Origin of the sequence: Blastopirellula retiformator, from assembly GCF_007859755.1 — a bacterium.
GTDB lineage: Bacteria > Planctomycetota > Planctomycetia > Pirellulales > Pirellulaceae > Blastopirellula > Blastopirellula retiformator.
The window spans coordinates 976965-996661 of the sequence record NZ_SJPF01000004.1 but is presented as its reverse complement, the minus strand read 5'-3'; the positions used below and the strand labels follow the sequence as shown (position 1 = coordinate 996661).

Annotated in this window: 14 protein-coding genes; 10 read left to right on the top strand and 4 right to left on the bottom strand. The window is 60.3% G+C overall.

The window, feature by feature from the left end; genetic code table 11:
* The first annotated feature begins 8 nt into the window (after nt 1-8).
* The 8 genes from Enr8_RS19955 to Enr8_RS19920 all read left to right on the top strand — a co-directional run bounded on the left by Enr8_RS19955 (nt 9) and on the right by Enr8_RS19920 (nt 11716).
* Nucleotides 9-2369 (top strand): hypothetical protein, encoded by a 2361-nt coding sequence (locus Enr8_RS19955; RefSeq protein WP_146434872.1) that lies wholly within the window; start codon nt 9-11, stop codon nt 2367-2369.
* A 33-nt stretch (nt 2370-2402) separates the two neighbouring features.
* Complete coding sequence (locus tag Enr8_RS19950) at nt 2403-4217, top strand: coiled-coil domain-containing protein (RefSeq protein WP_146434870.1); 1815 nt, start codon at nt 2403-2405, stop codon at nt 4215-4217.
* The gene (locus Enr8_RS19945; protein WP_146434868.1) at nt 4214-5269 is read left to right on the top strand and encodes a hypothetical protein; all 1056 of its coding nucleotides are present in this window, start codon (nt 4214-4216) and stop codon (nt 5267-5269) included. Before Enr8_RS19950 ends, Enr8_RS19945 begins: the two co-directional genes overlap by 4 nt.
* Nucleotides 5266-6468: an NPCBM/NEW2 domain-containing protein gene (locus Enr8_RS19940; protein ID WP_146434866.1), complete on the top strand. Its 1203-nt coding sequence runs from the start codon at nt 5266-5268 to the stop codon at nt 6466-6468. Before Enr8_RS19945 ends, Enr8_RS19940 begins: the two co-directional genes overlap by 4 nt.
* A gap of 65 nt (nt 6469-6533) precedes the next feature.
* The gene (locus Enr8_RS19935; protein WP_246120162.1) at nt 6534-8189 is read left to right on the top strand and encodes a S1C family serine protease; all 1656 of its coding nucleotides are present in this window, start codon (nt 6534-6536) and stop codon (nt 8187-8189) included.
* The gene (locus Enr8_RS19930; RefSeq protein ID WP_246120161.1) at nt 8186-9208 is read left to right on the top strand and encodes a S1C family serine protease; all 1023 of its coding nucleotides are present in this window, start codon (nt 8186-8188) and stop codon (nt 9206-9208) included. The genes Enr8_RS19935 and Enr8_RS19930 overlap by 4 nt, the downstream gene beginning before the upstream one ends.
* Nucleotides 9201-11162, top strand: coding sequence for a PDZ domain-containing protein (locus Enr8_RS19925; protein WP_146434860.1), 1962 nt, complete (start codon nt 9201-9203; stop codon nt 11160-11162). The genes Enr8_RS19930 and Enr8_RS19925 overlap by 8 nt, the downstream gene beginning before the upstream one ends.
* A gap of 179 nt (nt 11163-11341) precedes the next feature.
* Nucleotides 11342-11716, top strand: a complete 375-nt coding sequence (locus Enr8_RS19920) for a hypothetical protein (protein WP_146434858.1) — start codon at nt 11342-11344, stop codon at nt 11714-11716.
* Here the strand turns inward: Enr8_RS19920 and Enr8_RS19915 are convergent.
* From Enr8_RS19915 to Enr8_RS19900, 4 genes are all read right to left on the bottom strand, one after another.
* Nucleotides 11688-12530 (bottom strand): sugar phosphate isomerase/epimerase family protein, encoded by an 843-nt coding sequence (locus Enr8_RS19915; protein WP_146434856.1) that lies wholly within the window; start codon nt 12528-12530, stop codon nt 11688-11690. The two genes, Enr8_RS19920 and Enr8_RS19915, sit on opposite strands and share 29 nt — an antisense overlap.
* Before the next feature lie 197 nt (nt 12531-12727).
* A complete protein-coding gene (locus tag Enr8_RS19910; protein WP_146434854.1) occupies nt 12728-14503 on the bottom strand; it encodes a Gfo/Idh/MocA family protein in 1776 nt (591 codons plus the stop codon).
* A 2-nt stretch (nt 14504-14505) separates the two neighbouring features.
* On the bottom strand, nt 14506-15375 hold the full coding sequence (locus Enr8_RS19905) for a DoxX family membrane protein (protein ID WP_146434852.1): 870 nt from the start codon (nt 15373-15375) through the stop codon (nt 14506-14508).
* Nucleotides 15376-15775: 400 nt separating this feature from the next.
* Entirely contained in the window at nt 15776-17173 is a 1398-nt protein-coding gene (locus Enr8_RS19900) for an MATE family efflux transporter (protein ID WP_146434849.1), read from the bottom strand.
* 172 nt (nt 17174-17345) lie between these two features.
* Here Enr8_RS19900 and Enr8_RS19895 point away from each other — a divergent pair, with 172 nt between their 5' ends.
* Nucleotides 17346-18317, top strand: a complete 972-nt coding sequence (locus Enr8_RS19895; protein ID WP_146434847.1) for a D-2-hydroxyacid dehydrogenase — start codon at nt 17346-17348, stop codon at nt 18315-18317.
* Nucleotides 18318-18471: 154 nt separating this feature from the next.
* Nucleotides 18472-19611: a serine/threonine protein kinase gene (locus tag Enr8_RS19890; RefSeq protein WP_146434845.1), complete on the top strand. Its 1140-nt coding sequence runs from the start codon at nt 18472-18474 to the stop codon at nt 19609-19611.
* Nucleotides 19612-19697: the final 86 nt, after the last annotated feature.

The following is a 19697-nucleotide window of genomic DNA, read 5'->3' as shown; positions in this document are numbered from 1 at the left end:
GCTCGAAGATGACGACGCCCAAACCGAAATCCGAAATCCCCGCCGATCTGCGCGAGCTGCTTGGCTCACTGCGGCGGCGCATTCGGCTCTACGTGTTTCTGGAAGGTCTGGCGCTGCTGATCGTCTGGCTGGCGGCGACCTACTGGGTCGGCCTGGCGGTCGATTACCTGCCGGTCACCTTTGGCGCCTCGGAAATGCCTCGCGGCGCCCGGATCGTCTGCCTAGCGGCGATTTACGGCGTCAGCACGTACATCTTCTATCGCTGGATTTTGATTCGCCTGTTGGCTCGGCTCTCCGACACCAGCATGGCGATTTTGATCGAGCGTCGTTATCCCGAATTCCGCGAAAGCCTGCTGACGACGATCGAAAGCCCGGTCGAAGAAGAACTGACCGAAGCGGCGTTCCGCGAAGGGATGATTCGCCGCTCGCTCAGTCAGGCGGTCGAAAGCAGCCGCCAGGTAAAGCTGAACGAAATCTTCAATCCGTGGCCGCTGACGCGGAACGCGGTGCTGGCGGTTTTGCTGCTGATCAGCATTGGCGCGTTCGCGATCATGTCGTTCGACTCGTTCCAGATCTGGGGACGCCGGTTGTACTTGCTGTCGGACGAAGCCTGGCCGCGGTTGGCTCGCATCGAAGTGGTTGGCGTCGAAGTGACGCGTCCCGCTGGCGCCGAAGATGGCGTCACCAGCACCGAAGTGGTCGAGGTGATCCCGTTCAAAGAGGGCGTCGCCACCGTCGCCCGCGGCTCTTCGCCGAAGCTGCTGGTTCGCGCCAAAGCGGATGCCGAGGTCGTGCCAACCTACTGCACAGTCGTTTACGAAACCGCCGACGGCGCTCGCGGCAGCGTCGCGATGCAACGGATCGGCACGGCGCGTAACGACTACCAGCGATACGTCTTTCAGCGAAAACCGCTTAAGAGCATCATCTCGTCAATCTCGTTCGACGTGATCGGCTACGACCATCGCCTGCGCGACTTGCGGATCGAAGCGGTCGACAGTCCCGCGATTCTTTCGATGCAATTCGACGCCGCTCCGCCGGCCTATACCAATCTGTTGCCGCGCGTCGAAGAACTGACCGCTTCGTCCGAGTTGCCGGTTGGGTCGCAGTACAAACTGCTGGCCAAGACCAACAAGCCGATCACCCGGGTCGAAATCGCCAACCTCCGCCAACAAACCAACCGCCAGCTGACCTTGGCCGAACCGTCGACCGAGTTTGAGCTCGATTTTCCGCCCCTGACCGATGACCTCGCGCTGGAGCTGACGCTGATCGACAGCGACGGCATCTACAGCGAAGCGCCTTATCGCGTGCAGATCGCCGCCAAGGTCGATCAGCCGCCAAGCGTCAGTCTGCAGTTGGCCGGCATCGGCGCCGCGATCACACCCGACGCCCGCATTCCGCTGGAAGGTACCGTCAGCGACGACTACGAAACGAAAGACTCCTGGCTCGATGTGCAGCCGGGCGACGGCGACATTACGCCCTTCGCCGTTAAGCCGACCGCCAAAGGCGAGGTCAGCTATGTGCTGGACCTGAAAGAGACCGAAGGCGCCCCGAAGCTGGAAGCCGGGTCGCAAGTCTCGCTGCTGCTCAAAGCGACCGACCTGCACGACCTGACCGGCGGCCCGAACATTGGCGCCAGCACGCGGTATCCGCTCGACGTGGTGACTCCCAGCAGGCTGTTGTCGCTGCTGGAAGCCCGCGAACTGGGCCTGCGTCGCCGGTTTGAGCAGATCCTGCAAGAGACCCAACAGCTGCGGGAAGAGTTCGTCCGGGTGCAGTTAGACGCGAAGCGAATCGCCACGGGCCCCAGCTCGTTTTCTTCCAGCGACCTGGAGGCCGATGACGAGTCGGACCCGGTCGCCAAGCTGCAGCAAGCGGTCGAATTGCAGCTGCTCCGCGTGCAGCGAACCCCGCAAGCCAGCCGCAAGGCGGAGGAAGAACTGCGGGGGGTCGCGTTCGGTTTTGAAGAAATTCGTCAAGAAATAATCAACAATCGCGTCGATACCGAGAAACGGAAGGAACGTCTCGAAAATGACGTGATCGCCCCGATCAACAACATCGCCGACGTCCAAGAGCCCGAGCTACGCGAGGTAATCGAGCGACTCGAAGCGGCGCTTAACGACCCAACCCGATCGGTGGAAGAAGCGACCGCGGCGATCGCCAAGACCGACGAAATCATTCTGGCGATGCAGCAGGTTCTAGACAAAATGCTGGATCTGGAGACTTTCAACGAACTGGTCGATCAGATCCGCGAAATCATTCAATTGCAAGATGAGCTCCAAAAAGACACCGAAACGGAGCAGAAAAAGCTATTCAGAGATCTCTTTAATTTAGAGTCGTCGGATTCTGACAATCCGCTTAAACTGGAGTAACGGCGGGCTATGCCGCCCAGGAGGGACCGTACGATGATCAAGGTACGCATTTTTTCGCTTACGGCGTCTGCGGTCACCGTCTTTCTATCTCTCGCCGCTTGTGTGTCGGCTCAGGACGCTGGTGACGCCGCCGCGGCCAAGCCCGAATCGGCCTTGGCCGAACGTCAGGCCCGTCTGGCCCAGGGATACTCGCGCCTCGAAGATCTGATGATCAAAATGGCCGAGATTGATGAGATCGAAAACCCGGAGCGAGCCAAGCTCCTTCGCGAAGCGGCCCACTCTAGCAAAGACAAGCTGATCAAGTCGCAGCTCGAATCGCTGGTTGCCATTCTGGGGGACGGCAAACTGAAACGGGCGGTCGACGGCCAGAAGGACGTCGCCAAAGACCTCAACAACCTGCTGCAGCTGCTGCAAAGCGAAAACCGCGACGACGAACTGAAGTCGGAACAAGAGCGGATCCGCCAATACATCAAAGACACCAAGAAGCTTCTCAACCGCCAGCGCAGCCTGCAGGGTCGGACCGAAGGGGGCGATAACACGGAGCGTCTTGCCGACGGGCAAGATCAGCTGTCGCAAGACGCCGCCAAGCTCGCCCAGCGGATGAAAGAAAACGAAGAGCCGGAATCGGGTGACGGCCAGTCGCCCGAGGGCGAACCTTCCGAAGGCGAAGGAGAGCAGCAGCCTGGCGAGCAAAAGCCAGGCGAAGAAGGGGACTCGAAACCGAGCGAAGGCGAGATGGAACCTTCCGAAGGTTCCGATTCGAAACCGGGCGAGAATCAATCAGGCGAAAACAAGCCGGGTGAAGATGGGGAGCCGAAAGAGTCCGGCGAACCGAAACCTGGTGAGCAAAAACCGGGTGAGCCACAGTCGGGCGAACCGATGCCCGGTCAGCCGCAAGAAGGCAAACCTCAGCAAGGCCAGCCCCAACAGGGTCAGCCGCAGCAGGGCCAACCCCAACAAGGCGAGCCGCAAGAAGGACAACAACAAGACCAACAACAGCAGCAACAGCCTGACTTCCCGGCTCGCAAGCGAGTCGAAGAAGCGCAGCGTCGCATGCAAGAGGCGAAGAAGAAGCTCGACGAGAAAAAGACGCCTGAGGCGATCGAAGAGCAGAAAGAGGCCGAACGCGAATTAGCCAAGGCGATCGCCGAGCTCGAAGAAGTGCTGCGTCAGCTGCGGGAAGAAGAAATCGAACGCGTGCTGGCTCGCCTGGAAGCCCGCTTCACCAAGATGCTAGAAATGCAGCTGAAGGTGTACGACGATTCAGAGCGACTGTCGCAAGTTCCCGAAGAACAACGCGGCGCCGCCGAAGACATTCAGGCCGGCAAGCTCGCCTTCGCCGAAAAGCAGATCGTGCTCGAAGCGGACAAGGCGCTGACCTTGCTGCAGGAAGAAGGCTCGTCGATCGCCTTCCCCGAAGCTCTGCAGCAGATGCGCGACGATATGGAAAACATCGCCGGTCGGCTGAGCCAGTCGAAGGTTGATCCGCTGACGTTGACGCTGGAACAAGACGTGATCGACAGCCTGGAAGAAATGCTGGAAGCCTTGAAGCAGGCCCAGAAAGAACAGGAAGAACGTCAGCAGCAACAACAACAGCAACAGCAGCAACAAGGCTCGCCGCAAGACGAAGCCCTGGTCAACCAGATTCAAGAGCTGAAGCTGATCAAATCGATGCAGGTCCGCATCAACAAACGGACCGAACGTTACGCCAAGCTGCTTCGCAACATCGATGACGAAGTCGGTCAGGCGACCAGCGAGGAAGTCCTCGACGCGCTGCGCGAACTCGCCCAGCGGCAACAACGGGTCTACAAAATCACGCAAGACAACGTTCTGGGGAAAAACCAATGAAGCCCCGAGTAATGCTCGCAATCGCGATCTGCCTGCTGGCGGCCGGATCGGCCCCTGCGGCCGACGCGCTGAAGAAACAGGCCGAGTGGAACAACCCGCAATATCCGGTCATGCGGCAGAAGCTGATCGACTGGATGACCGAGGCCGATCCGCCCGAGGCCCAGAAGAGCGCGATCTCGCAGCTGTGGCCTGAAGAAGCCCCAAACGAGGCGTCTGCCGAGTTGGGCCTGCGAATCTTGGAAACGGTCGCGGTGGTCGACGCCGACGCTCGAGAGCTGGCCGTGACGACCCTGGCGACGACCAGTGTCGCAGAGACGCCGCAGTTCCCCTGGCTGGCCGATTCGTCGAAGCCGTTTCCCCAGTGGATTGGCGATAACCTACGCTTCCAGTATGGCCGGTGGCTCGCCGAACAGCGTCTGCTGGACGAAGCCCACCAACAACTGAAAGACTTGCCCATCGACACGGCGGCCGACCCCGCGGCGCTGCTGTTTCACCGAGCCGTTTGCGAACATTACCTGCTGCAGAAAAAGGAGTGCGTCGCCACGCTCGGGACGCTCCTGTCGAACCAGGAAGAGATCGCCCCGCGTTATCTGGCGGTCGCCAAACTGATGCTGGCCGACATCCAACCGCTCGAAACCGATTCGCTCGACGAAGTCGCTCGCTTGATGCGAGACATCGAACGTCGGCTCGATCTGGGTCGCGCCGGCAAACGGGTCCGCACCCAGGAAGACGACGTCGTCGCCAAGCTCGACAAGATGATCGAAGACCTCGAAAAACAGATGCAGCAGCAACAACAGCAGTCGCAAGGAGGACAACAAGGGGGCAACAGCACCCAGCCCAGCAGTCCGCTGAACGACAGCATGCCGGCCGGCGGCGGCGGCCCCGGCAACATCGACCCCAAGAAGATGAACCCCGGCGACAACTGGGGCAACCTGCCGCCGAAAGAACGGCAGGAAGCGCTGCAACAGATTTCCAACGAGTTCCCGTCTCACTATCGTCGGGTGATTGAAGAATACTTCCGCAAGCTCGCCCGCGAAGAGGATTCGAAGTGAACTGCACCGCGTTGCTCTTAATCGCCGCCTCCACGCTTTCCGCCGCAGTGACCGTCGACGTCGAAACGCTCGACGGTCGCACGCTGTCAGGCGAACTGCGCGAGCTATCGGCCGACCAGATCGGCCTCCGCACCAGCGTCGGTGACGAGAAACTTCCCTACGACGCGTTGATGCGGGTCGATATCGAAGGGGAAGAAACACCGCCGGCCGAAGGTGGCGCCCAATTGTTATTGGCCGACGGCACCCAACTGGACGTCAAAAAGTTCAAGCTCGAAAACCGCATGTTCGTCGTCGATTCGACTGGATTCTCGATGTTCGAGGTCCCCGCCGCGGCGCTCCGGCTATTGCGGTTCAACGCCGATCAGCGTTCGTTCGATACCCGCTGGGACGAACTGTTGGGCGAAAAGATCTTGGGCGACGCGGTGGTCATTCGCCGCCAAGACGACCTTTCGTACCAGGAAGCGATCATCCAATCGATCGCCGACGGCAAAGCGGCGATTCAGCTCGACGAATTGGAAGCGAAGATTCCGCTCGACAAACTGGCCGGGCTTCTCTTTTATCAACGCAATAACCGCAAACTGGGCGCGCCCCTCTGCAAGATCGAACTGCGGGACGGCGGCGTAATCTTCGCCGGTAAGATGATGCTGGAGGAAGACCTGCTCAAAATTGACTCAAGCGCCGGCGGCAAGTTTGAACTGCCGCTCGACTCGGTCGAAGCGATCGACTTTGCAGCCGGCAACATCGTCTCGCTGGCCGATTTGACGCCCGACCAGGACGCTTGGGCGACGTTCATTCCTTCCAGCCTGCCGCGTGATCAGCTGTCGCTGATTTACGCTCCCGATGTCCGCACCGGTTCGGCGGCAGAGCCGCTAGAGCTATCGATCGGCGGCGAGTCGAAGTCGTTCGCCAGCGGCATCGCGTTGCATGCCCGGACCGAACTGACTTACCTGCTGCCGGACGACGTCCGTCAGTTCCACGCGTTCGCCGGTCTGCCCGACGGGGCGAGCGGTCCTTTGAAACTAACGATCACCGCCGACAAGACGACGTTGATCGATAAAGTGCTCGACCAGAACGAGCCGACGCTCGATATTCACGGCGACGTCCGGGGCGCTCGCCGCCTGAAGGTGGTCGTCGACTTCGCCGGCAATGGCGATCTGGGAGACCGCGTCTATTTGTGCCAACCACGGTTGATTAAATAATGCGTACGCTCGCTTGTTTCTTGGTTTGTATCGCCGCGATGTCCTGGGTGACGTCATCTCCCGTTATGGCTGCGCCCCCGCAGGAGGTTTTGGAGGCCGAGAACGCTCGGATCGCCGCGATCGAGAAGGCGACCCGGTCGTCGGTTTGCGTCTTCGCCGGCGCGGCCGGCGGCGGTAGCGGCGTCTTGATCTCGAAAGATGGCTACGCAATCACCAACTATCACGTCGCCGATCCGGCCGGCTCGTTCATGAAATGCAGCCTTTCCGACGGCAAGCTGTACGATGCGGTCATCGTCGGCATCGATCCGGTGGGCGACGTCGCTTTGATCAAGCTGCAAGGTCGCGACGACTTTCCGGCCGCCGACATCGGCGACAGCGACAAGGTGCAAGTCGGCGATTGGTGCTTCGCCATCGGCAATCCCTTTCTGCTGGCGACCGACATGCAGCCGACCGTCACCTGGGGCATGGTCTCCGGAGTCGGCCGCTATCAGTATCCCAGCGGCACGTTGATCGAATACACCGACTGCATCCAGACCGACGCTTCGATCAACCCCGGCAACTCCGGCGGCCCGCTCTTCAACAAAGATGGTCAGGTGATCGGCATCAATGGCCGGATCTCGATCGAAAAGCGAGGTCGCGTCAACGTCGGCGTCGGCTACGCGATTTCGATGAATCAGGTGATGAACTTCCTCGGCTACCTCAAGAGCGGCCGCGTAGTCGATCATGCGACGCTTGGCGCCACCGTCACGACCGATTCGGAAGGTGAGGTGATCGTCACCAACATCCTCGACACCTCCGACGCCTATCGCCGCGGACTGCGTTACGGGGACGAGCTGGTCTCGTTTGGCTCGAAACCGGTCACCACCGTCAACGGCTTTAAGAATGCCCTGGGCATTTATCCTCGCGGCTGGCGCGTGCCGGTCAGTTTCTTCCGGGGTGGAGAGCGACACGATATCGTCGTTCGCCTGGCGGGGGTTCACTCGCGAGAAGAGTTGCTCGCCAAGATTCAAAAGTCGGTCGCCCCGCCGAGCCCCGATGGCTCGAAGCCGGAAGACCATCCCGGCGAAGAGAAAAAGCAAGTCTCCGAAGAGCTGCAGAAGCTGTTTGAAGCGCGCTCCGGCTATGCCAACTACTATTTCAACCTGCAGCAGCGCACCCGCACCTGGGAAGCCTGGAACCGCGGAGACGCCGGCGAGCTGAACGACTGGAAAGTTGCCGGTCAACTGGCCGACGGCGACGTCGTGCAGATTGACCTGGCGCCCAAAAAGGCGACCGCCACGGTTGCCGGACGCGACTCGGCGATCGAGATCGATGGCGATCTATCGCAAAAGCTGGAACCGCTCGGCAGCGGCGGGCTATTGCTCGCCCTGCATGCTTGGCAACGCTTCCAGATTCTCGGTCCCGAAAAGTTCGGCGAAGTCTCGTACCTGGGGACGGCGCCGCTCGACACGATCGACCAACGCTTCGACGTGCTGGTCGGCCTCTACGACGCGATCGAGACCCGCTTTTACTTTGAACCGAAGTCAGGCGACCTGATCGCCATGGAGATGTTCCCGGAAGCTGACTCCGATCCGTGTGAGTTGCGGTTCCAGGAGTACGACGACTTCGAGGGAGTTCGCCTGCCGACAAAGATCATCATCCGTCGCGGCGATCAGATCTACAACATTCTGCATGGTCTGAAATGGACCTTGTCGTCGACCGAACCGAAGGACGCCGCATGAACCGTAAGGCGCTAGTCATCGCGCTCGCCGTAGCGCTCCCTTGGCTCACGATGGGCCTTGCCGCGCAGCCAGCGCGGGCCGAGTCATCCCTGTCGCAAACCATTCGCGGCGTGCAGCCCCGCATCGTCAAGATTTTTGGCGCCGGCGGCCTGCGCGGTCTCGAGTCGTACCAGAGCGGCTTTGTGATTTCTCCGGAAGGGCATATCCTGACCGTTTGGAGCTACGTCCTCGACTCGAGCGTGATCACGATCGTCGCCAACGACGGCCGCCGCTTTTCCGCCGAGTTGGTCGGCGCCGATCCCGAACTGGAAGTCGCCGTGCTGAAGGTCGACGCCGACGACTTGCCTTACTTCAACCTGGACGAGTCGGTCGAACTGACCGCCGGCGAGCGGGTGCTGACCTTTAGCAACTTGTATGGCATCGCCACTGGCGACGAACCGGCCAGCGTGCTGCATGGCTACATCACGGCCATCACGCCGCTGCAAGGTCGTCGCAGCGCCTCGGAAGTTCGCTACAAAGGGAAGGTCTACGTCGTCGACGCGATGACCAACAATCCTGGCGCCGCCGGCGGAGCCCTGACCGATCAACAAGGCCGCATCGCCGGCGTGCTCGGCAAAGAGATTCGCAATTCGTCCAACAACGTTTGGCTCAACTACTCGATTCCGGTCGCCGAAATGCGAACCTCGGTCGAAGACATCCTCAGCGGTCGCTTCCGCCCTCGCTCGCGCGACGAAAACGAAAACCGCCCGACCGAGCCGGTCACGCTGGCTCAGCTCGGCCTGATCCTGCTTCCCGATGTGCTGCCGAAGACGCCCCCGTTTGTCGAACGCGTGGCGCCTGATTCTCCGGCCGCGACCGCCGGTCTCCAGCCGAACGACCTGGTCATGTTCGTCGAGCGACGGCTGATTTCGTCGCAGCGCGTCCTGCGGGAAGAGCTAACCTTTATCGACCGGGACGATCCGGTCCGCCTGACGCTGCTTCGCGGCGATGAACTGATTGAAGTCGTGCTCAATGAATAAGAAATCCTCGTTCGCCTGGCTGCTGCTGACCCTTGGTCTTTGCGGATCGCTGACGACGGTCGGTCAAGCGGCGGACGATCTCAATTCGCTCGAACAACAAGCGCTGCGCGACGCCGTCGCTGCAGCCGCGCCTTCGGTTCTGCAGATCGAAACGGTCGGCGGGCTCGAGAAAGTCGGCGATCAACTCGCCGGCGGCGGTCCCTGCAGCGCGCTGGTCGTCACCGAAGATGGCTACCTGCTGTCGAGCAGCTACAACTTCGTCCACAAGCCAACCTCGATCCTGGCGTCGCTCCCCAGCGGCAAACGAACCGCGGCTAAGATTGTCGCCCAAGACCATAGCCGCAACTTGGTGCTGCTGAAGGTGACCGCCGACGAGCCGCTGCCGGTTCCGACGTTTGTGCCGCGTGAAGAGCTGCGTGTCGGGCAGTGGGCGATCGCGGTCGGCAAGTCGTTCTCGCCCGAGCATCCGAACGCTTCGATCGGCGTCGTCAGCGCCTTAAACCGCGTCTGGGGCAAAGCGATTCAGTCCGACGCCAAGATCTCTCCCAACAACTACGGCGGCGCCCTGGTCGACATTCAAGGCCGGGTCATCGGCGTGATCACCTCGCTGTCGCCGCAAGCGACCGGTCCCCAAGCCGGCGCCGACTGGTACGACTCGGGCATTGGCTTCGCCGTTCCGGTGACCGAGATGCTGCCGCGACTCGAAAAGCTGCAAGCAGGCGATGACCTGCGTCAGGGCTTGCTTGGCATCAGCCTGAAAGGGAACGACGTGATGGCCGACATGCCGGCAATCGGCGCCGTTCGCTACAACTCGCCCGCCCAAGAGGCCGGCATCGAAGCTGGCGACCTGATCACCGCAGTCGGGGGCAAGCCGGTCGTCAACCAAGCCCAACTGAAACACCTGCTCGAGCCGATGTACGCCGGCGATGTGGTCGCATTGACGCTGAAGCGCGGCGAAGAGACCGTCGAGCTAAAAGCGACCCTCACCGACCTGCTGGTGCCGTACGCCCATCCGTTTCTCGGCATCTTGCCGATCCGCGATGCCGAGGGAGTCGTCGTTCGCGATGTGTTTGAGGGCAGTCCCGCCGCCAAAGCGGGCCTGGCCGCTGGCGACGTGATCGTAAAGGTGAATGACAAACCAGCCGCTTCGGCCGCCGAACTGCGTACGCAAATCGCCACGCAAGATCCCGACGCCGCGATTCAGTTGGTCTATCGCCGCGGCGAAGAAGAAAAAGAGGCCGAGATCATGCTCGGCACGCTGCCGACCGCCATCCCAGGCGAGTTGCCGCTGGCCTGGACGAAAGAGCCGGAGCAACCAGCCCAGCCCCCCAAGACCGGCGAAATCGAAGTTCGCCTGGCCGAAGAGCCGAATGCGGCGTTCGCCTGGATTCCGGACGACTATTCCGGCGACCGCCGATACAACCTGGTCGTGCTGGTGCAAGAGCCGGGCGAAGTCGACAAGCAAGCGACGATCGACGCCTGGAAAGAAGCCTGCCAGAAGACCGGCACGATTTTGCTGTCGGTCTCGCCAGCGTCGAAAGAACGTTGGACTCCTTCGGAGACCGGCGTCATCCGCAAATGCATCGAACAACTGGCCGGCAAGTACAGCATCGCTCCGCTGCGGACGACGCTGGTCGGCATTTCCAGCGGCGGCGCTATGGCCTACATGACCGCCTTTGAAAACCGCGAAGCGATCGCTGGCGTCGTGACGATGACCGCCCCAGTGCCGCGCGGCGTTCAGCCGCCGAACAATGATCCGCTGCATCGGTTGGCGATCTTCACCCTGTACGACGACAAGTCGCCGCAAGCGGGTCAGCTGAAGAAGCTGGACGAGGCGCTCGCCAAGATGAAGTTCCCTGTCACCCACCGCGGCGTCGGCAGCGGCGCTGACAAGCTAACCGCCGAAGATCGCACCGCCATCACCCGCTGGCTCGACTCGCTCGATCGGATCTGACGTCGAGCGTCACTTCAACACCCACCACCTGGCGCCATGCTCTTACGACGTCTTCGGCGGAAGAGCATGTCTTTGTCCTGTTAGATCGGCTATGAAGACATGCTCTTCTCGCGAAGACGCGATAAGAACATGGCACCATGAATCTTAGATCAACTCCCCCAACCGCCCCGCCTGTCCCTGTGAATGCTCGAACCAAAATCGGCCTAGTCGCCATCATTTGTTGCGTAATTGGCGCTGCGCTGTTTCTGGTCGACGATCCGACCAGTTCGCTGGAGCATTTTCAGGGGGCGCTGATCAAGGTTGGCGGCGTCTTTGCGCTACTGTGGCTCGCCTATCCGCAGATTACGAAGCTGCCGGTCTGGCTCTCGCTGGCGATCGTGCTGATCGCGATCACGACGGCGGTCGCTTCGTCGGTTTGGAAGAAGGCGGCCCTGGTGGCGATCCCGGTGCTGATCGTCCTCTGGATGCTGAGACCTCGCCCAGCATCCAGTTCGCCGCCGCCAAAGAAAAAGAAGAAGTCGGCGTCTAGCCAATCTTCGTCCGCAGAGCCGTAAGCAGCTCGAGCGCGGCGCCGATCTCGGCCTTTTGACGCTCCGGCTCTTGCGGGATTTCGCGTTCGATCGTCAGCGGACCGGTGTAGCCGATCTCTTTGACCGTCCGCAGGAACTCTTCCATGCCGACGTCCCCTTCGCCCAGCGGCATTTCGGTTCCCCAGGTGACGCCTGGCTCGTCCGACCATTTGGCGTCTTTGCAGTGGACGCTACCGACATGCTTACCAACCTTTTTGAGCGCTTCGATCGGTTTGCCGGTCCCGTACAGGACCATGTTGGCTGGGTCAAAGTTGACCTTCAGATTCGGGCGATCGACGGCGGCGATAAAGCCGAGCAAGCCGTCAGCCGATTCCTGGCCCGTTTCCAGGTGCAGGGCCTGTTCGTTGCCGGCGCAGTGATCGCACAGCTCTTGGGTAACCGCGACCACTTCGGCGAACATCGGATCGGCCGGATCGTGCGGGATGAAACCGACGTGCAAACCAACCACATCGCAGTCGAGCACGCGAGCGAAGTCGGCGATCTCTTTCATCTCTTCCAGACGCTCGGCGCGGGTGGCCGGGGGGACGAGACCAACCGTCTCTTTCGTGGTCGGAATATCGGCGTAGCTTTCCCCTTCAAAACCGCCAAAGACGCAGGTCAGCGTGACGTCGATCGATTCGAGCTTGGCCAGAAACTTGGCGGCGTTCTCCGCCGTCCGCGATTCCTTAGCCGGAGCATGCAACTGGATCGTCGGCACTCCCAGTTCTTCGACGACCGACAACTGTACGCCCAGTCCGGCATCAATGCTGGCGAAGACGCCCAAGGGCCATTTTGCCACGTTGCAACTCCATAAAGAGAATTCGAGAGGTAGGAGACGACGACCAATCTTTGGCCAGTCGCCCAAGGTGAATGGTTACCGCAATTTAAGCCTCTGATAGCACTTACGCAACGTACAACTGGGGCAGAGCGCAAAAAAATGACCGCAGCGGTTAAGCTGCGGTCAATGAGTCAACATTTTCAGCAATGATCCGCCAACTAGGCGAGATCAGCTTCCGGCGTGGCGTCGCTGTTCAGATCGAACCATTCTGGCTTGAACTGGACGAAACCACCCTTGCCGGCGATCGAACGTTGGATCGCCAAGCGAGCGGTCAGCGCGATCACCGCATCGCCCATCGCCACTTCCGGATGGCACTTCGGCTTGTTTTCCGGAGCAGGATTGCGGATACAGTAAGCCCAGTGCTCGATTTCTTCGGTGTAACCGCGGCTGACCGGGCCCGAAGTGGCTGCGCTGGCGATGTTGGCCGCCTGCGTCGGAGCGCCGCTGGCCTGGGTGTCCATCGTCGGGCCGCCATCTTTGTCTTTGGCGACTTTGACGTTGGAGGTCGGGCCGGCGCCGTTCTTGTACAGCATCACCTCTTTTTCGGTTTCCAGAACCAAGGTCCCCTTCGATCCCATCACCACTTCGCCGTAACCGCCGAAGCCGTTGCCGTTGATCGAAGAGTAGGTGACGACGACCTTCTTGTTGGGGTCCTGCTGGTACGACGGCACGCCTTCCTTGGGGGCCGGGTAGTTGCGGTACGGGTCGTAGTAGCCGACTTCGTCGGCGTCGTAGCCCGGTCCGGGGAACTCGAACATGCAGTAAACGTGATCGTCCGCGTCACGGTCGTACGGGAAGGTGTGGCGACCGCCGGTGGCGTGAACCGTCAGCGGGTGAACCTTCTTGCCATCCTTCTGCTTCCGCAGGGCGCTGATGAAGATCGACGCGGCGTCCAACTGGTGGCTGCCGAGTTCGGCCATCAAACCGCCGCCGGTGCGATCCCACAACCGCCAACGGCACAGCTCTTCCATCGCCGAGACCTTGCGACCGTCCGCCAGCTCGAAGTCGTTATAGCCGTAGTTCTGAGCGTTAACGTTGCGGTCTTCGTTCCAGGCTTTGTACTGTTCGTACATCGCCCAGTTCTTGGCCAACTCGGCCGGGTCGCCCCCTTTGCCTTTCTCGGCGGCGTTCTTGAAACTGTTCATCCGGTTGAGGATCGTGTCGACGACTTTCCCCTCTTTGATGTTGTATTCGCCGCCTGGCAGCGGTTGGCACCAGCTGTCGCGACCCGGCAGGTTGCCGCGGTGCCACTGAGCGCGAATGTGATGCACTTCGCCAAGCAAGCCCCATTGCAGCAGGTTGACGGCGTTGTCGTACAGCACGCTGTAGTGACGTTGGTGACCGGTCGCCAGGTGTAGGCCGGCGTCATTGGCGGTGCGGCCCATCTCTTTGCACTGCGCGATGTTGTGGGCCATCAGCTTTTCGGTCAGCACGTGCTTGCCGGCGTTCAGCGAGTCCATCACGACCGGATGGTGCATGAACAGCGGCGTGGCGCAGATGACCCCTTCGATCGAGTCGTCAGCCAGCAGATCGTGATAGTCTTCGTAGACCTTCACGTGCTGACGCGCTTCTTCTTCGGTCTTCCAACCGTAGACGTTCATCAAACCGCGGCGAGCCGAGTAGGCCGCGTCGCTGGAGTGGTCGCCATGGAAGGCGCGATGGACGTTGTAGGGGCGAATGTCGGAGATCGCGACGACCTGGACATAGTCCGGATTCAGCGCGCCGATCAGCACGCTTCCTTCGTCGCCGGTACCGATCACGCCGATGCGGACCGGGTTCTCGACCTTGCTGTAGCCGAAGTACATGGCGCCCAAACCACCGCCCGAAACGGCGCCAGCGGCGATCACGCCCTTCAGGAAGTCACGGCGATTCACGCCGACCGCTTCCGCGAAATTTTCTTTCCCCGCCTTTTTGGCGTCAGGCTTCAAATTCATATTTACTCCCCTTTATTTGGAGATGTGGACGGAGCGCAACACCGGCGGAACATCGCGCCGAGGATAAAATCGAGACCGGCGAATCGACCTGCGCCGATGGCCGCCAGCAGTAGGAGGGAGGTGAATTCCACCGATTGATAATAGACCGGTTCGGCCCCGTAGGAGCCGGGGAATTGAGCGGCCATCACTTGCAGCAGGAAGCCGGCCGCGGCCAAAGCCGCAATCCGGGTGAACAAGCCGAGGATGAGCAGAACGCCGCTACCGAACACGACATAAGTCACTACGACGTCAATCGTTGATTGGTTCGGATCGGGCGCCGAAAAGGTCGACGTTGCGCCAGCGGCGCGGCCGAGCCGATTTAGGTCTTCGACGTATTCGTCCTGCAACTTCTTAACGTCCTTGGTCCACTTCTGCAGCTTCCCAAACAGTTCTTTGTCTTTCTCATCCAAGCGATCCAGCTCGTATTGCAGGTCATCGCTATCGGCTCGCGAACGGGCCTTCGTCAAACGGTCGACTTCCAGGAAGTACTCCGCCTTGTCTTCGGCGATATCGCTCATATAGGAAGTGAGCCGCTGGCTGTAAATCTTGTACAGATTTTTCACCTTTTTTTCGCCCGCCGCATCCAGGCCGAACTGCTTGCTCGCCTGTTGACCGTAGTAGTGCCACCACGCGAGCACCGAATCGCGGTCGAGCCGCTTGTGCCCATGCGGGTCGTCACTCAGGTTGCGGAAGTAGTCGGCGAAGGGGCCCTTCGCATTGCGGAGAAATCCGGCCGACGAAAAATCGCCTGACTTGATCTTCTTCGACCCTTCCATGAAGAAGTGCCAACCGATAACCAAGCGAAGCGCGACGATAATGACAATCGTCAGCATGCCAATTTGGGTCTTTGACGTAGTTATTGCTCTGACTCCCCTGGGAGGCGTAGTAGGCGGGATGGGCTAGATGGAGGAATGTCGCGATTTGCCTGCGGCGCCACACTAGAGGTGCATCGTGAGCGGTCGCCCAGAATCTAGGACAATGCGATAGCTACTCATTATGACCAGAAGAGGACATTTCGCCAAGAACACGCGTCTAATTGCGCCTATTTCACCATTTCGAGCGCAGAGCGAACCGAAACTCGTACTCTCTGAGAACCGTAGCAACTGGCCTGGCATTAACCGAAAATTCTGGCTGGGGAGGGTGGATCCTGTCGCGTCTGGGTCGAGGCCGATTTCCGTCTGGCGCGTTGAAACGCACCCCAAGAATACGCGCAAACCAATACAAAGTTACAACTTACGCTGATATCAACTCCGGCTCGATCACCTTCATGCTTCGCCAGCGGCCGTATAAGAACCGGACGAAATGGGTCGCGCCCATCGCAAACACCCACAGTGTCAGAACCACCCAGCAGGCGTAAATCCCGCCTCCCGACAGCAGCACCGCCGCGCCCACTCCCACGGGGAGCACCGAAATTACGCAAGTTGCAATCATCACGAACTTTACGTCGCCGGCGCCCTTCAGTGCGCTGACGAAGACAACGTTGGTCGCATCGAGCAAACAGAAAAACGCCACAAATCGCAATAAAATGGTCGTCGTCGCCAGGACACCTTCCGCATCGCTCGACTGATGAAACGCCAGAAACAGCTCGGGTAGCGTCCAGTAGATGACGCACATCACGCCGCTGTAGACGAGCGCGATGACGAACCCCGACCAGGTAGCGTCGCTGGCGACGTTCGGCTGCCCGGCGCCGATCTCGCGTCCCACCAAAGTCGAGACCGCGATCCCCAACCCGACCAGCGGCACGAACGCAAAACCATTGATCGAAAACGCCAGGTTGGTCGCGGTCATCGCTTCCGACCCCAAGCGTCCCATCATCAACAGAAAAAAGGTGAGGGCCGAGACTTCTAGCGAGAGCTGCACGCCGCTGGCCGAACCGAAGCGCATCAGCCGCTTCATCACCTCCCTGTCCCAGAGCCGGGCCAGGCCAAAGCCATACTCGTGCCAATTGCGCGGCATCAAGATCAAACCGCCGTATAAGGCGACCTTGTACCACTGGCTCAGCACGGTCGCCCACGCGGCGCCAGCAATCCCATCCGGCACAAACGAGACGTACCCGAAGATGAAAAAGTAGTCGAGCACCATGTTTACCAGGCACGAACTGCTGTCAACCGCCATGACAATGCCGTTGTGCTGCCGGCCCGAATAAAACGCCGACATCGCATTGGCGACAATCGACGCTCCGCCGCCATACGCCAACACCCAGAAATAAACCTGCTCGAGCCGGGCCACTTCGGGATCGACGGTACTGATCTGAAAGGCGTAGTTGGCCGGGATTGCGGCTAAAAAGAAGAAGGGAGCGATGACGCAGCCCCACAAGATTCCTTGCACGACAATCGGCCCAATCCGCTCCTTTTCGCCCGCGCCATTGTATTGCGATACGAAGGTATTAACATACGACGCCACGCCGATCGGAAAGCAAAGGAGCGAGAAGTGCAGCATGCCTGCAGGCAGCGACGCCGCCATCGCTTCTTGGGAGTGCCAGAAGAGGAACATCCGATCGACGAAGTTCGATAAGGACCAGGAAGCGGTCGAGATCACCAGCGGCAATGCGACGATCAAGACCTCCCGAAGTCCACAGCGTCTGCGCCACCAAGAGGCGTTTTCCGAAAGCAGTTGGGGCGTAGCGTCCATCGAAGCTTCTAGTGAGGGATTGGTGCGAATCGGTTCCCCCAGGACATCGCGGTCGCCGATAGGTTCGCCAATCCCACGAATTATATCCGAAGCCTCGATAAACCGGTCTCACGCCGATGGGCGGCGGCGGGTACGATAGAAAAATTACGAAGAAGTTTCTAAGAAATCGACTATGAACATCGTTCTTTGTTATCAAACCGTCCCCGCCCATGTGGAGCAGATTCGGGCCGCTGCTGGCAATGACTTCAACGTCATCGACGCCGGTCAGGAAGGGATCGCCGCAGCGCTGCCAACCGCCGACATCTATTGCGGTCACGCCAAGGTTCCGGTCCCCTGGGCCGAGACCGTCGACGCGGGTCGACTGAAGTGGATTCAATCGTCGGCCGCCGGCATGGATCATTGCCTAGTGCCGGAGGTGATCGCTTCGGACATTCCGGTCACCAGCGCCTCGGGGCTGTTCGCCAACCAGGTGGCCGAGCAAACGATGGCGCTGCTGTTGGGCGTTGTTCGTTCGCTCCCTACCTTCTTCCGGGCGCAGGTCAAGAAGGAATACATCCGCCGTCCGACGGGGGATCTGCATGGAAAGACGGTAGGGATTGTCGGGCTTGGAGGTAATGGCCGCCGGTTGGCCGAGATCCTGGCCCCGTTTCAAGTTCGCATCCTGGCGACCGACCTTTGCCCGTACGACAAGCCTGATTGCGTCGAACAGCTCTGGCCGGCTGACCGTCTAAATGACCTGTTGGCCGAATCAGACGTTGTAATCCTCGCATTACCCCTTAACGCAGATACTCGCTATCTATTTGATACCGATCAATTTGCAGCGATGAAAACGGGCGCTATCTTTATTAATGTGGCCCGCGGGCAAGTCGTTCGCGAGTCAGCACTTATCCACGCCCTCGAGACGAACCATTTGTCGGCGGCAGGGGTCGATGTCGCAGAGCTCGAGCCCTTACCCCCCGAGAGTCCGCTCTGGGATTTTGAGAACGTAATTATTACGCCCCATGTCGGCGCTCAAGGCCGCACGCGGAACGACGACGTGACCGATTTGTTTTGCGAAAACCTCCGGCGGTTTCGCGCCGGAGAACCGCTGATCAACGTCGTCGACAAGCGACTTGGATTTCCGCTTCGGCCCGCTCCCCAATGAATTGCCCCATGACGAGGGATGATTCCTGCAACCTGGCGCCCCACCCAGTCGCGGGAAATTCATCTAGACGCTTTTCCATCATGCTTCTTAAGATGATTCGGTCCGAGTAATGGTAGACATCGATTCCCCATTCGGTGACGACAAGGCGCAGCCGATGCTCACCACGACACGCCATGACCTGCACCCGACGCTGACCTTCAGCGAGGGGAAGACGTTCAAGTGTCCCGAGGACCTGCTTCGTCGCTATGACGAACTGGTTCACGCCAAACGCTCGAGCTGGACCGAACATTACAAACTGCGCCGCCTACTGGGCTGCGGCGGTCAGGGAATGGTCTTTTTGACCGAACGACGCGGGGCGGACGACTTCACGATTCCGCTCGCCGTGAAGGTCTTCTCGCCCGAACGTTACGAGGGGATCCACACCTACGAGATCGCGATGAACCGCATCGCGCAGATCGCATCGCGGGTCGCCCAGATTCAGCAGCATAACCTGCTGGAAGTCCACAACTTCCTCGATCGCCGCCGCATCCGCGTGATGGTGATGGAATGGGTCGACGGCTACGACTTGCAAGAGCTGCTCACCCCCGGCATGGTCGAACGAATCCGCGACCGCGTTTCGCAAAAGCGGTGGGATTACATCAACCAGGTGATCGTCTCGAAGGGGCCCGAACAACCGCGGTTCAAGCCGGGCGTCGCCGTCGCGATCGTACGCGATTGCCTGGCCGCACTCGCCGCGCTGCATCGCGAAGGGATCGTCCATGGCGACGTCAAACCGTCGAACTTGATGCTCAAGCGAACCGGTACCGCCAAGCTGATCGACATCGGCTCGGCCTTTATGATTGACGCGCCGCCGAAAGAACGGACCTGCACGCCGTCGTACGCCGCGCCGGAAGTGCTGGAAGGAAACGAAGCCTCGCCGCGCAGCGACTTGGCCAGCCTCGGCTACGTGCTGATCGAAATGCTGGCCGGGCGATCGCTCTTCGCCGGGCTGAACAACTATCGCGACCTGCTGGAAGCGAAGCGATTTCTCGCCCAGCGACTGACCGACATTCTGCCGGAAGAGATCGCGTGTAACGAACTGCTGATGACCTTCTGCCGCGGGCTGATCGCCCCCGACCCCATGCGCCGCTTCCCGACGGCCGAAGATGCCGAACATCGCAAGGGAGGCGCCGCCATGTTCCATCGCCAATTGGTCAAAGGAGACCTGGCGAGCGAATACGAAAACGAAATCCGTCTCTGGGTCGAAGAACTCCGCAGCCTGGACGAAGAGCTACAAGAACCGGAAACGGAGTAGGGCAGGGCGATCCCTTTAGGTTAGCCGCGGTAGCTCCGCTACCGCGGCCGACATCTTCGGCAAGAGGCGTCAGTCCGAGGTCGGAA

Coding starts and splice junctions, on each gene's coding strand:
- Enr8_RS19895 (WP_146434847.1), top strand. CDS start 17,346: ATGAACATCGTTCTTTGTTATCAAACCGTCCCCGCCCATGTGGAGCAG.
- Enr8_RS19905 (WP_146434852.1), bottom strand. CDS start 15,375: ATGCTGACGATTGTCATTATCGTCGCGCTTCGCTTGGTTATCGGTTGG.
- Enr8_RS19890 (WP_146434845.1), top strand. CDS start 18,472: ATGCTCACCACGACACGCCATGACCTGCACCCGACGCTGACCTTCAGC.
- Enr8_RS19910 (WP_146434854.1), bottom strand. CDS start 14,503: ATGAATTTGAAGCCTGACGCCAAAAAGGCGGGGAAAGAAAATTTCGCG.
- Enr8_RS19930 (WP_246120161.1), top strand. CDS start 8,186: ATGAACCGTAAGGCGCTAGTCATCGCGCTCGCCGTAGCGCTCCCTTGG.
- Enr8_RS19935 (WP_246120162.1), top strand. CDS start 6,534: ATGGCTGCGCCCCCGCAGGAGGTTTTGGAGGCCGAGAACGCTCGGATC.
- Enr8_RS19945 (WP_146434868.1), top strand. CDS start 4,214: ATGAAGCCCCGAGTAATGCTCGCAATCGCGATCTGCCTGCTGGCGGCC.
- Enr8_RS19950 (WP_146434870.1), top strand. CDS start 2,403: ATGATCAAGGTACGCATTTTTTCGCTTACGGCGTCTGCGGTCACCGTC.
- Enr8_RS19925 (WP_146434860.1), top strand. CDS start 9,201: ATGAATAAGAAATCCTCGTTCGCCTGGCTGCTGCTGACCCTTGGTCTT.
- Enr8_RS19900 (WP_146434849.1), bottom strand. CDS start 17,173: ATGGACGCTACGCCCCAACTGCTTTCGGAAAACGCCTCTTGGTGGCGC.
- Enr8_RS19955 (WP_146434872.1), top strand. CDS start 9: ATGACGACGCCCAAACCGAAATCCGAAATCCCCGCCGATCTGCGCGAG.